Below are 15,040 nucleotides of genomic sequence, written 5' to 3'. Positions count from 1 at the left end.
CCTATGCTACTGAGCGAGATGCGGAGCGACCATAGGAATCTTGTTTTGCAGTAAATGTTGTTTTTATTACTACATTGAGCTTGAATAACAGGGCATCGCCGTGTATTCATAGTGCAGTTTTAGTAGAAGAACAAACATCATGACGCCACTATCTGTCGAACCCTGCACCCTGGCGCTGTTCGGCGCCCTCGGTGATCTGGCCCTGCGCAAGCTGTTTCCCGCGCTCTATCAGCTCGATCGCGCCGGTCTGCTGCCAACCGAAACGCGCCTGCTCGCGCTGGCGCGTGAGAGCGGCGAGCCGGCAAGCCATCTGGCGATGATCGAAGAGCATCTGCGCCGCCACGTCGGCGAACGCGACCTCGATGAAGCCGTGCTGCAGCGCTTCATGGCGCGCCTGGACTACCTGAGCATGGATTTCCGCCGCGCCGAGGATTTCGCTGCGCTGGCGGACAAGGCCGGCAACGCGGAAAGCATCGTCGCCTTCTTCGCCACCCCGGCTTCCGTCTACGGCGCGATCTGCGCCGGGCTGGCCGAGGCGGGCCTGGCCGAGCGCACCCGCGTGGTGCTGGAAAAGCCCATCGGTCATGACCTGGAATCCTCCCGCGAAGTGAACGACGCGGTGGCGCGCTTCTTCCCGGAAGACCGCACCTACCGCATCGACCATTACCTGGGCAAGGACACGGTGCAGAACCTGATCGCCCTGCGTTTCGCCAACAGCCTGTTCGAAACCCAGTGGAACCAGAATCACATCTCCCACGTGGAGATCACCGTTGCCGAAACCGTCGGCATCGAAGGCCGCTGGGGCTACTTCGACCAGGCCGGCCAGCTGCGCGACATGATCCAGAACCACCTGCTGCAGCTGCTCTGCCTGATCGCCATGGACCCGCCCAGCGACCTCTCGGCCGACAGCATCCGCGACGAGAAGGTCAAGGTGCTCAAGGCGCTGGCGCCGATTGCGCCAGAACATCTTGGCCAGCAGCTGGTGCGCGGCCAGTACGTCGCCGGCAGCATCCTTGGCCGCCACGTGCCGGGCTATCTGGAGGAAGAAAACTCCAACACCCAGAGCGACACCGAAACCTTCGTCGCGCTGCGGGCGGAAATCTGCAATTGGCGCTGGGCCGGCGTGCCGTTCTACCTGCGTACCGGTAAGCGCATGCCGCAGAAGCTGTCGCAGATCGTTATCCACTTCAAGGCGCCGCCGCACTACATCTTTGCCCCGGAACAGCGCCAGCTTATCGGCAACAAGCTGATCATCCGCCTGCAGCCGCAGGAGGGCATCTCGCTGCTGGTGATGACCAAGGACCAGGGCCTGGACAAGGGCATGCAGCTGCGCAGCGGCCCGTTGCAGCTGAATTTCTCGGAAACCTACAAGAGCCCGCGCATCCCCGATGCCTACGAGCGACTGTTGCTCGAAGTGATGAAGGGCAACCAGAACCTCTTCGTGCGCAAGGACGAAATCGAATACGCCTGGAAGTGGTGCGACCAGCTGATCGACGGCTGGCAGCGCGTCGGCGCCCCACCCAAACCTTACGCAGCAGGCAGCTGGGGACCGGCTGCTTCGATTGCCCTGATCAGCCGTGATGGCAGGAGTTGGTATGACGATCTCTAATCTCGATCTGCCGGTGCAGACCCTGGGTTTCAGCCTTGGTGACGCCGAGCAGCTGGCCGGCGAACTGGCGCTGACCGTGAGCAACGCTCTGCGCGGCGCGATTGCCGAGCGTGGCGCGGCGACGCTGGTGGTTTCCGGCGGCCGCAGCCCGATCGCCTTCTTCGAGCGCCTCGCGCAGCAGGAACTGGATTGGGCCAAGGTCACCGTCAGCCTCGCCGACGAGCGCTGGGTGCCGGTCAGCCATCCCGACAGCAATGAAGGCCTGCTGCGTCGCCACCTGCTGCAGGGGCCGGCCGCCGCGGCGCGCCTGGTCGGCCTCTACCAGAGCGCGACAAGCCTCGAGCAGGCCGCTGATCGTGCCGATGCCGTATTGGCTGAACTGCCGCCAATCGACGTGCTGGTGCTGGGCATGGGTGAAGACGGCCACACCGCCTCGCTGTTCCCCGACAGCCCGAATCTGCAGCAGGCGCTCGACCCGCGTGGCACGCGGCGTTGCCTGCCGATGCAGGCGCCGACCGTGCCGCGCCAGCGCCTGAGCATGACCCTGGCGTTGCTGGCCAGCGCGCGGCTGACGCTGCTCGCACTGCATGGTCGCGGCAAGCTGGCCACGCTCAATCAGGCGCTGGCTGGCGAGCCCTACGAAGCGATGCCGATTCGCGCCTTCCTCGCCCGTCCCCTCGAAATCTACTGGTGCCCCTGAGGCCGCAAGGAATCTTCCATGACATCTATCCAAACCAGCGTTGACGCCATGAACGACAAGATCGCCCTGATCGACAAGTGGTGCAGCGCTGCGCGCATCCTGCCGGTGATCACCATCGAGCGTGAGGCGGACATCCTGCCGCTGGCCGATGCTCTGGCCGCCGGTGGCCTGCGCGTGCTCGAGATCACCCTGCGTTCGGCGCTGGGCCTGGGCGCCATTCGCCTGCTGCGCGAGCAGCGCCCGGAGCTGATCGTCGGCGCCGGCACCGTGCTCGACGCCAACATGCTGGAGCAGGCCGAGGCCGCCGGTGCACAGTTCATCGTCTCGCCCGGCAGCACGCCGGCGCTGCTCGAGGCCGCGTTGCAAGGGCCGCTGCCGCTGCTGCCGGGCGTCGCCAGCGCCTCGGAAATCATGCTCGGCTACGCCATGGGCTATCGCCGCTTCAAGCTGTTCCCCGCCGAGATCTGCGGCGGCGTGGCAGCACTCAAGGCGCTGGGCGGGCCGTTCGGTGACATCCGCTTCTGCCCGACCGGTGGCGTCAATGCGCGCAATGCGCGGGATTACCTGAGTCTGGCCAATGTGATGTGTGTCGGCGGTACCTGGATGGTCGACGCCAAGGCCGTGCGTGCCGGCGATTGGGCCGCCATCGAAAGCGCCACGCGCCAGGCCCTGCAGGCGCTGGACAGCGCGCCGGCGGCCGAACTGCCGCGCGACTTCGACCTGCGCGCCGAGCGTGCCGAACAGCGCGAGCTGTAATCGTCCCATCCCCTCGCGGCGGGCGAAGGTCCGCCGCATCTTCCCCATCTTATCGCTACCTGGAGGTTGCATGAGCAACGCGCGCCCGCTTTCCGAGCTTTTCCCCCGTCTGGATGAGATTCCCGAGGCCTATCGTCCGGATGCACCGGTTACGCAGCGCGATTATCTGGTCGATGGCGAGCTGATGCACTGGGACGGTCCTATGGCCGAGGTACGCAGCCCGGTGTTCCTGCGCGAGGCGGACGGCTGCGAGCGCCAGGTAGTCCTTGGCAGTACGCCGCTGCTGGATGCCGACGCCGCGCTACGCGCATTGGACGCCGCCGTCGCCGCTTACGATAACGGCCGCGGCGCCTGGCCAACCATGCGTGTGGCTGAGCGCATCGCCCACGTCGAGAGCTTTCTGGCGCGCATGCGGGAACAGCGCGAGGCTGTGGTCAAGCTGCTGATGTGGGAGATCGGCAAGAACCTCAAGGATTCCGAAAAGGAATTCGACCGCACCTGCGACTACATCGTCGACACCATTCATGCGCTGAAGGAGCTGGACCGCAGCTCCAGCCGCTTCGAGCTGGAGCAGGGCACGCTCGGCCAGATCCGCCGCGTGCCGATGGGTGTGGCGCTGTGCATGGGGCCGTACAACTACCCGCTGAACGAAACCTTCACCACGCTGATCCCGGCGCTGATCATGGGTAACACGGTGGTGTTCAAACCGGCCAAGTTCGGTGTGCTGCTGGTACATCCGCTGCTCGAAGCCTTCCGCGACAGCTTCCCGGCCGGCGTCATCAACGTCATCTACGGCCGTGGTCGTGAGACCGTCAGTGCACTGATGGCCAGCGGCAAGATCGACGTGTTCGCCTTTATCGGCACGCACAAGGGCGCCGCCGATCTGAAGAAACTGCACCCGCGCCCGCACCGCCTGCGCGCCGCGCTGGGGCTGGACGCGAAGAATCCGGGCATCGTCCTGCCGGAGGTCGATCTGGACAACGCGGTGGAAGAGGCCGTGACCGGCGCGCTGTCGTTCAACGGCCAGCGTTGCACGGCATTGAAGATCCTCTTCGTGCATGAGGCGGTGCTCGATGGCTTTCTCGAACGCTTCGCCGCTCGCGTCAACGCGCTCAAGCCGGGCATGCCCTGGGAGCCGGGCGTGGCGCTGACGCCGCTGCCCGAGCCGGGCAAGACCGATTATCTGCATGCCGTGCTCGAAGACGCCGTGGCCAAGGGCGCGCGAGTGGTCAATGCCGGCGGCGGCGAGTCGCACCAGACCTTCTTTCATCCGGCGGTGCTGAGCCCGGTTGATTCGTCCATGCGTGTCTATCACGAAGAGCAGTTCGGCCCGCTGGTGCCGGTAGTGCCGTACCGCGATCTGCAGGAAGTGATCGACTATGTGACCGCCTCCGACTACGGCCAGCAGCTGTCGATCTTCGGCAACGATCCGGCGCAGGTCGGCGAGCTGGTCGATGCCTTCGTCAACCAGGTCGGTCGCATCAACATCAATGCCCAGTGCCAGCGCGGGCCGGATAGCTATCCGTTCAACGGCCGCAAGAATTCGGCCGAGGGAACGCTGTCGGTACACGATGCGCTGCGGGTGTTCTCCATCCGCACCCTGGTGGCGACCCGTTTCAACGAGGCCAACAAGCAGCTGGTTGACAGCATCATCCGGGAGCGTCGCTCGGGCTTCCTGACCACCGATTACATCTTCTGACGGAGCCTTGCCATGGCCTCGCCCGTGCTCGCCCAGCCGCTGTTGCTGGGCATGATGCGCCTGCTGGAATACCCCGAGCTGGGTGAACCCCAGGCACTGCTGGCGTTCATCGAACGCTGCGTCGAGCGCGGGCTGAACGGTTTCGACCATGCCGATATCTATGCTGGCGGGCGCTGCGAGGCGCACTTCGGCGCGGCCCTGCGTCAGGCACCGGGGCTGCGCCAGCGCCTGCAGATCATCGGCAAGGCCGACATCGTACCGGCCGGGCAGGATTGTTCGCGCTGGCGGGTCAAGCACTACGACACCAGTGCTCGCTATCTGCGCAAGGCGGTGGACGGCAGCCTGACGCGGCTGGGTGTCGAGCGGCTCGACGGCTTTCTGCTGCATCGTCCGGACCCGCTGCTGCAGGTCGACGAGGTGGCCGACACGCTGAACGAGCTGATCGCCAGCGGCAAGGTCGGCTGGGTCGGGCTCTCCAACGCCGGGGTGTTGCATTGCCAGGCATTGGCGCAGCGCGTGCCGCTGCGCTGCAACCAGATCGAACTTTCGCTGCAGGCCCAGCAAGGGGTATGGGACGGCGGTTTGCATGCCTTGCAGGCCGCGGGTCTGCAAGTGCTGGCCTGGTCGCCCATGGGCGGAGGACGCTTTGGTGAGCGCTTGTGCAGCGCACTCAGTGAGGTCGCCGCCGATCTGGGCGCAACGGCCAATCAGGTGGCGCTGGCCTGGCTTCGGGAATTGCCCGGCCGCCCGTTGCCGATCCTCGGCAGCCTGCGCTGGGTACGGATCGAGGAGGCAATGCTGGGCGCTGAATTAGAGCTGGACCGTCCCGCCTGGTTCTACCTGAGCGAAGCGGCCCGCGGGCATGAGGTGGCGTAGGCAGGGGCTCATCTGTCCGCCATCCAATGTGGAAGATGCTTCGCAGTTTTCCACCCTACGCGAGGTTTGTAGGGTGGATGACGCTTCACCCATCCACCGCTTGGCATTCGCGATGGGACCACGCTAGGCACTTCCCATTCGACACACCAACGTTCCACGCTTGATCGTGCCCGCGCTTTCGCGGCGGCGATCAGCTGCTGCTGTGCGTGGTCCAAAACAGTGCGCTGCTGTGCTAGGGTCGCGTCCGCCGCGGGACGACCCGCTGGCATGTCGAATCGTGCGGGGACGGCCCTGCAGTTGATGGAGTCATCGTCATGCATTCGGCCTGGATCATGCTGATCGTAGCCGGCCTTCTGGAAGTGGGTTGGGCCATTGGCCTCAAGGCTTCCGAAGGCTTCACCCGCCCGCTACCCAGCGTGCTCACCATAGCGGCCATGGCTGGCAGCTTTTTCCTGCTCGCGCGTGCCATGCAGGTTCTGCCGGTGGGTACCGCCTACGGCATCTGGGTCGGTATCGGCGCATTGGGTACCGTGCTGCTGGGCATTCTCATCTTCGGCGAAAGCGCCTCGCCCGCGCGGCTGGTGAGCGTGCTGCTGTTGCTGGCTGGGCTGGTTGGTCTGAAGCTGAGCGCCTGAGGAGTCTCTGCGGCGCTCACTGCCGAACGTGTGCCCGTCAGTCCTGCAGCTTCAGATGCGAGATATCCGGCACCACGGCGGTGGTGTCGCGAGGCTTTTCGCCCATGTCGCTGCCCACCGGGGCAAGGCTGAACTGAGAAAGGTCCACGCGCGGCGCCTCTGGCTCGGGCCGGGCGTCCTGCAGGTCGACGCCGATCGGCGCAATGCCGAAGTCCGGTGCCTCGACGTCGGCGAAGGCTGCCATGTATTCGTCACGCGGCGTCACCTTGAGTGTGGCCGGGGCGTCGCTCGTTTTTCCTGCGCTGCTCTCGGTGCTGGCCGCGCTGGTCGCCGTCGATGCCGGAGGCGGCGCCAGTTCGATTTCCTCCACATCGACGGGCAGCGGTTTGAGTTCTACCTGCGCGCCGGCACGCTCCATCGCCTGGCGATATTTTTCGGCCGCGGCGAAGTCCAGATTCTGCTTGATCACGATGCGCCGGCCGGAGAACAGCAGCGCGATACGCTGGGCGTCGGCCTGGAACAGCTTGGTCAGGTTGGCCTCGACCTGCTCGAGCTTGGCGCCCGGGAGCAGTTGGCCGGAAAAGGCGATCTCGTAGAGACTCATGGTGCGGTTCCTTTTGTAACCGATGCCAGTGATCGTGGAGGCGGCGGGGCGCCTCGGGACGGAAACGTAAGCGAGGTGGCGATGATCTGGCAAAGCGCAAACTGCTGCACTCGCCGGTGTCACAAGTTTGCATGCCGCTATAGCGTCAGGGTAGCGGTGCGAGCAGGGCGTCGATGTCGCGTTCGCCAAGCTGCAAGCTGCCGTCGACTGCACCTTCGAGTACACCGGCCGCGAGTTCGGCCTTGCGCGCCTGCAACTCGCGGATGCGCTCCTCGACGGTGCCGCGGCTAATAAGACGATAGACGAAGACCGGCTTGTCCTGGCCGATGCGATAGGCGCGGTCGGTCGCCTGGTTCTCCGCAGCGGGATTCCACCAGGGATCGTAGTGGATCACCGTATCCGCCGCCGTCAGGTTGAGTCCGGTGCCACCGGCCTTCAGGCTGATCAGGAACAGCGGCACTTCGCCGGCCTGGAAGCGCTCGACCGGTGTGCGTCGATCATCGGTCTCACCCGTCAGCTTGACGTACTCGATGCCGCGCTTGTGCAGCGCCTGCTCGATCAACGCCAGCATCGAGGTGAACTGGGAAAACAGCAGCACCCGTCGGCCTTCGCTCATCAGTTCGTCGAGCATATCCAGCAGGCTGTCGAGCTTGCCGGAGCTGCTGCCGCGTGCGGCTCGTGCCGACTCACCCTTCAGCAGGCGCAGGTCGCAGCAGACCTGACGCAGCTTGAGCAGCGCCTCGAGGATGACCATCTGGCTGCGCGCGAGTCCCTTGCGCTCGATCTCGTCGCGCACCTTGCGATCCATTGCCAGCCGCAAGGTCTCGTAGACCTCGCGCTGGACGTCATTCAGTTCGACCCAGTGGACGAACTCGTTCTTGGCCGGCAGCTCAGTGGCTACCTGTTCCTTGGTGCGCCGCAGCAGGAACGGCCGAATGCGGGCGCGCAGGTGCGCCAGTCGTGCATCGTCGCCGTGTTTTTCGATCGGATTGCGGTACTCCTGGGTGAAGCTTTTGGCGTCTCCAAGCCACCCGGGCATGAGGAAGTGGAATAGCGACCAGAGCTCGCCGAGGTGATTCTCCAGCGGCGTGCCGGTCAGGCACAGGCGCTGCCGGGTCTGCATTTCGCGTACGGCCTGGGCCGCTTTGCCGGACGGGTTCTTGATGTGCTGCGCCTCGTCGAGAATGAGTAGGTGCAGCGGCTGCTCACGCAGTGCGGCTATGTCGCGCGTCAGCAGCGCATAGCTGGTCAGCAGCAGATCGTGCTCGCCAAGTTCGCCGAAGTGTTTCTGCCGGGTGCTGCCCTTGAGCGTCAATACCCGTAGCTGCGGGGCGAAACGGCCGGCCTCGTCCTGCCAGTTGGGAATCAGGCTGGTCGGCATCACCACCAGTGCCGGACGATCGAGCCGTCCTGCCTGCTTTTCGGCGAGGATGTGTGCAAGGCTCTGCAGCGTCTTGCCCAGGCCCATGTCGTCGCCGAGGATGCCGCCCGCACCCAGCTCGCGCAGCGTCTGCATCCAGACCAGGCCCTGCTGCTGGTAGGGCCGCAGTTTGCCCGCGAGCCCGGTTGGGGTCGGGCAGGCCTTGATATCAGGGTTCCTCAGGCGCCCGGCGAACTCACGCAGTCGTTCACCGCCTTTCCATTGCGGTGCCAGGCTGTCGAGCCCAGCCAGGCGCGCGCCGTCGGCCTTGCTCATACGCAGCGATGGCCCATCCATCTGTTCGCGCATGTAGAGTTCACCGAGGGTCGCCAGAATCGGCTTGATGCGCCCCAGCGGCAGTGTCACCTGCAGCGCCTGCTTGTCGTGTTGTCCCGGCCGGTCCAGTTGCACGCGCAGCTGCTCCTCATCGCTACGCAGCGCGATGGCGCGAGGGCTGAGCAATTGAGGGTTCTGGCGGATCAGCCGCAACAGGACCGGTAGCATGCCGATGCGCTGCCCGTTGACGATGATGCCTAGATCGAGATCGAACCAGTCGTCATCAGCTGACTCGTCGATCTGCGCGTACCAGCTGTCGATGGCGGTCAGGTCGTAGGCGAAGCCGGGATGGATATCGATCTGCCAGCCTTGTCGGCGCAGTTCGGGCAGTTGCTCCTGAACGAACCTGAGCCAGGCATCTTCGCCGGGCAGCTGGAACATCTCCGCCGACTCCTTCGGCAGCGCCAGGCTCTGGCGCAGCGCCGGCCGGAAGCCCAGCTGTTCAAGTTGTCTGCGCAGTGCCTGTTCGGCCTGAGGATGGCGTGCGATCAGCTGCAGCTCGTTGCCGACCAGATGGCGGACACGTTCGCCGTCGCGCTTGCCGTGGATGCGCGCGTCCCCATAAAGAAACGACAGGCCGGCGCGGTGCTGATGGTCGCTGACCATGCGCTGATTGCCCGGCTGGTAGTTGATCGCCAGATGACTGCCGAGACTGAGCAGCGGCACGGGCGGCAGATCGTCGATCAGCCGTTCGTCGCGAGGTGCCAGTGGAGGGCTCATCTGCCAGGCCCTCTGTGCCGGAGTGCGGCAAGGAGGGCCAGCCGGCTGTGGGCCGGATATCGGCGCGAAATGCTCATAGTGGTTTCAGTTCGATCAGCAGCCCGAGGCTGTCATGGTCGATGTAGGTCAGACGGCCAGGGACCAGGCGAACCCGCTGCGCCAGGCGCTCGCTGGCGAGCAACTGGCCGTACTCGCCGAAGCGGTTCACCCAGAAGGTCATGTCAGTCTGCATATAGCGCCCAGGTCTGACCCTCAGCAGACCCTGAATCGGGTAGTGCTCGAAATGGCGTTGCCCCTGGTGCAGTGCAATGGTCGGCGCATCTTCGCTGACTGCTTGCTGCCAGGCGCGTTGCAACAGTACCTGGTAGCCCTGGTCCGGCGTAAGCCTGGCGGCAACGTGCTCGAGGGCTGGCTGGCGTTCGGCGCGCCTGTCCAGCACCTGCGCACTATCGGCCCAGTCGTAGGGCGCGTGCTGGCTGGCTTCCAGTGGCGGGGCGTGGCGAAACAGGATCAGCTCGACGCGATATAGCGCCTCGGCGTGAGCCTGAGGCGCCAGCAGCGTCAGCAGCAAGACCAGATAGCGAAGTGGCATCTACGATCCTTGCTCATTGGGCGCCAGCCGCTCGAGCAGCGCTTCCAGCGTATTGAAGCGTTCCTCCGGGCGTTCCATCGGCACCTGGAATTTGAACAGCGTGGCGCCTTCGAACTTGTAGCGATTCGGCTGACTCTGGATCAGCTTGATCAGCACCATCGGGTCGACCGAGGTGTCGGCCGAGAACTCGATGCGCCCACCCTGCGGGCCTGCGTCGATCTTGGTAATGCCAAGCTTTTCCGCCTGCAGCTTGAGCAGTGTCAGGCGCACCAGGTTCTTCGTCGGTTCCGGTAGCAGGCCGAAGCGGTCGATCATCTCCACCTGCAGTTCTTTCAGCCCGTCTTCGTCGGCCGCATTGGCAATGCGCTTGTAGAGGATCAGGCGGGCATGCACATCCGGCAGGTAGTCTTCCGGGATCAGGGCTGCCAGGCGCAGGTTGATTTCCGGCCCGCCGCCGAGCGGCTGCTCCAGATTCGGCTGCTCGCCTTTGCGGATCGCCTTGACCGCGCGCTCGAGCATTTCCATATAAAGGGTGAAGCCAACCGCTTGGATCTGCCCGCTCTGACCCTCGCCGAGCAGCTCGCCGGCGCCGCGGATTTCCAGGTCGTGGGTGGCGAGGACAAAGCCTGCACCGAGGTCCTGGGCATTGGCGATGGCCTCCAGGCGCTTCTGCGCGTCATCGGTCATTGCCTTGCGGGTCGGGGTCAGCAGATAGGCATAGGCCTGGTGATGGCTGCGGCCTACCCGGCCACGCAGCTGGTGCAGCTGCGCCAGGCCGAACTTGTCGGCGCGCTCGATGATGATGGTGTTGGCGCTCGGCACGTCGATGCCGGTTTCGATAATGGTCGAGGCCACCAGCACGTTGAAACGCTTGTGGTAGAAGTCGCTCATGACCTGTTCGAGGTCACGCTCGCGCATTTGCCCGTGGCCGATCGCGACGCGTGCCTCCGGCACCAGTGCCTGAAGGTCGGCGGCGCATTTCTCGATGGTCTTCACATCGTTGTGCAGGTAATAGACCTGGCCGCCGCGCAACAGCTCGCGCAGCAGCGCCTCCTTGATCACGGTGTTCTGCTGTTCCATGACGAAGGTGCGAACCGACAGCCGGCGCGCCGGCGGCGTGGCGATGATCGACAGGTCGCGCATGCCGGCGATGGACATGTTCAGCGTGCGTGGAATCGGCGTGGCGGTCAGCGTGAGAATGTCCACTTCGCTGCGCAATGCCTTGAGCTGTTCCTTCTGGCGCACGCCGAAACGGTGTTCCTCGTCGATGATGACCAGGCCCAGGTTGCTGAACTTGACGTCATCCTGCAGCAGCTTGTGGGTGCCGATGAGAATGTCGATCTTGCCCTCGGCCAGTTCGGCGATGGCGCTCTGCACTTCCTTGGCGGATTTGAAGCGGCTCATCACCTCGACCCGCACCGGCCAGTCGGCGAAGCGGTCGCGGAAGCTGTTGTAGTGCTGCTGAGCGAGCAGGGTGGTCGGCACCAGTACGCCAACCTGCCGGCCGCCATGGACGGCGATGAAGGCGGCACGCATGGCCACCTCGGTCTTGCCAAAGCCGACGTCACCACAGACCAGGCGATCCATCGGCTTGGCCGACAGCAGGTCCTCGCGTACCGCGTCGATGGCGGCCTGCTGATCGGGCGTCTCTTCGAACGGAAAGCCTGCGGCGAACGTTTCGTAGTCGACCTGCGGGTCCTTGAAGGCATAACCCTCGCGTGCGGCGCGGCGGGCGTAAATATCCAGCAGCTCGGCCGCGACATCGCGGACCTGCTCGGCCGCCTTACGCTTGGCTTTCTGCCAGGTTTCCGAGCCGAGCCGGTGCAGTGGCGCGAGCGCGTCGTCGCTGCCTGTATAGCGGGCGATCAGGTGCAGGCTGGCGACCGGTACGTAGAGCTTGGCGTCCTCGGCGTACTGCAGCAGCAGGAATTCCTGCGCCTGGCCTTCGATCTCCAGGGTGACCAGGCCCTGGTAGCGACCGACACCGTGATCGATGTGCACCACCGGCGAGCCTTCGCGCAGCTCGGTGAGGTTCTTGATGACGTTCTCGCCACCGTCGCGACTCTTCTCGCGTCGCCGGCGCTGCATGACGCGCTGACCGAACAGCGGGCTTTCCGCGACCAGTGCGACGTCGTCCAGTTGCAGGCCTTCGTCGAGCGGGGCGATGGTGATCGCCAGACGCTCCTGGCTGGCGAGGAATTCCTCCCAGCCTTCGACTTCCTGCGGGCGCAGCTTCAGACGGGCGAGCAGCTCCAGCAATACTTCGCGGCGGCCGGCTGATTCGGCAGTAAACAGCACACGCCCGGCATATTCGTCGAGGAAGCGTCGCAGCTTGCCCAGCGGTTCGCTCGCCTTGGCCTCGATTGCCAGTTCCGGCAGGGCCTGCGCGGTGAAGCGTTCGCGGCCGATGCCAGGCTCGACATCCTGCTGGCTGGCGACCACACGTGGCCAGAGCTTGAGCCGAGCGAAGCAGTCTTCCACCGGCATGAACAGTTCGGCCGGCGGCAGCAGCGGTCGCTCGGGGTCGACGCGGCGTTCTTCGTAGCGATTGCGAACGTCGCTCCAGAACTGCTCGGCGGCCTGCTCGATGCCGGGCAGGGAGAACACCTGGCTGTCTTCGGGCAGGTAATCGAACAACGTCGCGGTTTCTTCATAGAACAGCGGCAGGTAGTACTCGATGCCTGCCGGGGTGATACCGGTGGAGAGATCCTGGTAGATCGGGCAGCGGCGGAAATCGACGTCGAAACGTTCGCGGAAACGCGCGCGGAAGCCGGTGACTGCCTCCTTCTTCAGGGGGAACTCGCGTGCCGGCAACAGGCGGATCGACTCGACCTTGTCGATCGAGCGCTGGTTCTCCGGATCGAAGGTGCGCAGTGTCTCGATCTCGTCATCGAACAGGTCGATGCGGTAGGGCAGGGGGCTGCCCATGGGGAACAGGTCGATCAACGCGCCGCGCACGGCGAACTCGCCGTGCTCGTACACGGTATCCACGCAGCGATAGCCGGCTGCTTCCAGGCGCAGGCGCATCTGCTCCACATCCAGCTTCTGCCCGACGTCCAGCACCAGGCTCGAACCCAGCAGGAAGCGCTTTGGCGCCAGCCTGTGTAGGGCGGTGGTGATTGGCACTACCAGCACGCCGTGGCTCAGCTCCGGTAGCTGGTAGAGGGCGGCAATGCGCTGGGAGACGATGTCCTGGTGCGGCGAGAAGATGTCGTAGGGCAGCGTTTCCCAGTCAGGAAAATGCAATACCGCCAGCTGTGGCGCGAAGAAGGCGAGTTCTTCCTGCAGGCGCTCGGCGCTCTGGCTGTCGGCAGTGAGCAGGAGCGTGAAGCGTTTGGCGTTGCTGGATGCTTCGGCAATCGCCAGGCTTAGCGCAGCTCCTGGAAGATTGCCCCAATGTTGCTTGCCGCTGGCGGCAGGCAGGGGGGGAAGGCGCAAGACGGACACGAGTGGGCGTGGCTCCGATCAAAAAATAGGCCGCCGGGATTGTAACTATCGAGGCGCTTGGCTGTCAGTGTTTCGTCCGCTGCAGATTGCCGGCGCTAGGGTGCGCCGTCATAATGTAGCCCCTTTTCTCAGCCCCTACATGTTGGAAGGAACTGCCCGTGACTCAGAAGCCCGACCAGTGTCTTGGTGAATGGATTGACCGCGAAGCGCTCGCCGAAGCGATGATTCCGCTGATTGGTCAGCTGTATCGCAACAACAACGTGGTGACTTCGATCTACGGCCGTGGCCTGATCAATCGTTCGGTGATCGCCATCCTCAAGGCACACCGTTTCGCCCGTCACCGCATCGCCGACGAAACCGAGCTGTCGGTGCACGACACCTTCCAGATCCTCAAGACGATGAGCGAAATGAACCTGGGCGCCGCTTCGGTGGACCTGGGCAAGCTGGTCGCCAAGTACAAGGAAGTGGGCAACGGTCGCAATCTCGAGCAGTTCGTCCGTGAAGAGCTGGCTGAGGTGGCCGACAAGCGTCACGCCGCAGCTGGTCACAAAGGCACTGACGTGGTTCTCTACGGTTTCGGCCGTATCGGCCGTCTGCTGGCGCGTATCCTGATCGAGAAAACCGGTGGTGGCGACGGCCTGCGCCTGCGCGCCATCGTCGTGCGCAAGGGCGCGGACAACGATCTGGTCAAGCGTGCCAGCCTGCTGCGTCGCGACTCGGTGCATGGTCCTTTCGATGGCACCATCACCATCGACGAAGAGAACAGCACCATCACCGCCAACGGCAACCTGATTCAGGTGATCTACTCCAACGATCCGTCCTCGGTGGATTACACCCAGTACGGCATCGAGAACGCGCTGCTTGTCGACAACACTGGCAAGTGGCGTGACGCCGAAGGCCTGGGTCAGCACCTCAAGTGCCCGGGTGTTGCTCGCGTCGTATTGACCGCGCCGGGCAAGGGTGAGCTGAAGAACATCGTGCATGGCATCAACCATGGCGATATCACCGCCGATGACAAGATCATCTCCGCCGCATCCTGCACCACCAACGCCATCGTGCCGGTGCTCAAGGCAGTGAACGATCAGTACGGCATTGTCAACGGTCACGTGGAAACGGTGCATTCGTACACCAACGATCAGAACCTGATCGACAACTTCCACAAGGGCAGTCGTCGTGGTCGCAGCGCTGCGCTGAACATGGTGATCACCGAAACGGGTGCGGCCACCGCTGCAGCCAAGGCGCTGCCGGTGCTCAAAGGCAAGCTGACCGGCAACGCGATCCGCGTCCCGACGCCGAACGTGTCCATGGCAATTCTCAACCTGAACCTGGAGAAGGCCACCAGTCGCGAAGAGATCAACGAGTACCTGCGCCAGATGGCCATGCACTCGGATCTGCAGAAACAGATCGACTTCGTCAACTCTCAGGAAGTTGTATCCACTGATTTCGTCGGATCGCGCCATGCTGGCGTGGTGGATGCCGAAGCGACCATTTGCAACGACAACCGTGTCGTGCTTTACGTCTGGTACGACAACGAGTTCGGCTACAGCTGTCAGGTCGTGCGGGTGATGGAAGACATGGCAGGGGTTAACCCGCCAGCCTTCCCGCGCTAAACGCCGCGGACGGTGAAATCGAAACGGGAGCCGAGG

At 64.3% G+C, this 15,040-nt stretch carries 11 protein-coding genes; 7 read left to right on the top strand and 4 right to left on the bottom strand.

Annotated features, from left to right (window positions below):
- Positions 1–139: 139 nt before the first annotated feature.
- The 6 genes from zwf (at position 140) to sugE (ending at position 6,275) form a co-directional block, all read left to right on the top strand.
- Positions 140–1,609, top strand: a complete 1,470-nt coding sequence (gene zwf / locus F753_RS45365) for a glucose-6-phosphate dehydrogenase (protein WP_023446747.1) — start codon at positions 140–142, stop codon at positions 1,607–1,609.
- Complete coding sequence (pgl, locus tag F753_RS45360) at positions 1,596–2,309, top strand: 6-phosphogluconolactonase (RefSeq protein ID WP_023446746.1); 714 nt, start codon at positions 1,596–1,598, stop codon at positions 2,307–2,309. Before zwf ends, pgl begins: the two co-directional genes overlap by 14 nt.
- An 18-nt stretch (positions 2,310–2,327) precedes the next feature.
- On the top strand, positions 2,328–3,065 hold the full coding sequence (locus tag F753_RS45355; RefSeq protein WP_014820926.1) for a bifunctional 4-hydroxy-2-oxoglutarate aldolase/2-dehydro-3-deoxy-phosphogluconate aldolase: 738 nt from the start codon (positions 2,328–2,330) through the stop codon (positions 3,063–3,065).
- A 70-nt stretch (positions 3,066–3,135) separates the two neighbouring features.
- Positions 3,136–4,764 carry an NADP-dependent glyceraldehyde-3-phosphate dehydrogenase gene (locus F753_RS45350; RefSeq protein WP_023446745.1) on the top strand — a complete coding sequence of 543 codons (1,629 nt, stop codon included), beginning with the start codon at positions 3,136–3,138 and terminating at the stop codon, positions 4,762–4,764.
- Between the two features lie 12 nt (positions 4,765–4,776).
- Positions 4,777–5,640 (top strand): aldo/keto reductase, encoded by an 864-nt coding sequence (locus tag F753_RS45345; RefSeq protein WP_023446744.1) that lies wholly within the window; start codon positions 4,777–4,779, stop codon positions 5,638–5,640.
- Between the two features lie 314 nt (positions 5,641–5,954).
- Entirely contained in the window at positions 5,955–6,275 is a 321-nt protein-coding gene (gene sugE / locus F753_RS45340) for a quaternary ammonium compound efflux SMR transporter SugE (RefSeq protein WP_014820923.1), read from the top strand.
- Between the two features lie 37 nt (positions 6,276–6,312).
- Here the strand turns inward: sugE and F753_RS45335 are convergent, their stop codons facing one another.
- From F753_RS45335 to mfd, 4 genes are all read right to left on the bottom strand, one after another.
- Entirely contained in the window at positions 6,313–6,879 is a 567-nt protein-coding gene (locus F753_RS45335; protein WP_023446743.1) for a hypothetical protein, read from the bottom strand.
- Positions 6,880–7,024: 145 nt separating this feature from the next.
- Positions 7,025–9,355, bottom strand: coding sequence for a DEAD/DEAH box helicase (locus F753_RS45330; protein WP_023446742.1), 2,331 nt, complete (start codon positions 9,353–9,355; stop codon positions 7,025–7,027).
- 73 nt (positions 9,356–9,428) lie between these two features.
- On the bottom strand, positions 9,429–9,947 hold the full coding sequence (locus F753_RS45325) for a CsiV family protein (RefSeq protein WP_023446741.1): 519 nt from the start codon (positions 9,945–9,947) through the stop codon (positions 9,429–9,431).
- Entirely contained in the window at positions 9,948–13,394 is a 3,447-nt protein-coding gene (gene mfd / locus F753_RS45320; RefSeq protein WP_031298334.1) for a transcription-repair coupling factor, read from the bottom strand.
- A gap of 158 nt (positions 13,395–13,552) precedes the next feature.
- Between mfd and F753_RS45315 the strand changes: the two genes are divergently transcribed.
- A complete protein-coding gene (locus tag F753_RS45315; RefSeq protein WP_003299659.1) occupies positions 13,553–15,004 on the top strand; it encodes a glyceraldehyde-3-phosphate dehydrogenase in 1,452 nt (483 codons plus the stop codon).
- Positions 15,005–15,040: the final 36 nt, after the last annotated feature.

It is taken from the genome of Stutzerimonas chloritidismutans AW-1, assembly GCF_000495915.1.
Taxonomy (GTDB): domain Bacteria; phylum Pseudomonadota; class Gammaproteobacteria; order Pseudomonadales; family Pseudomonadaceae; genus Stutzerimonas; species Stutzerimonas chloritidismutans.
This window is presented reverse-complemented; position numbering and strand designations above follow the sequence as displayed.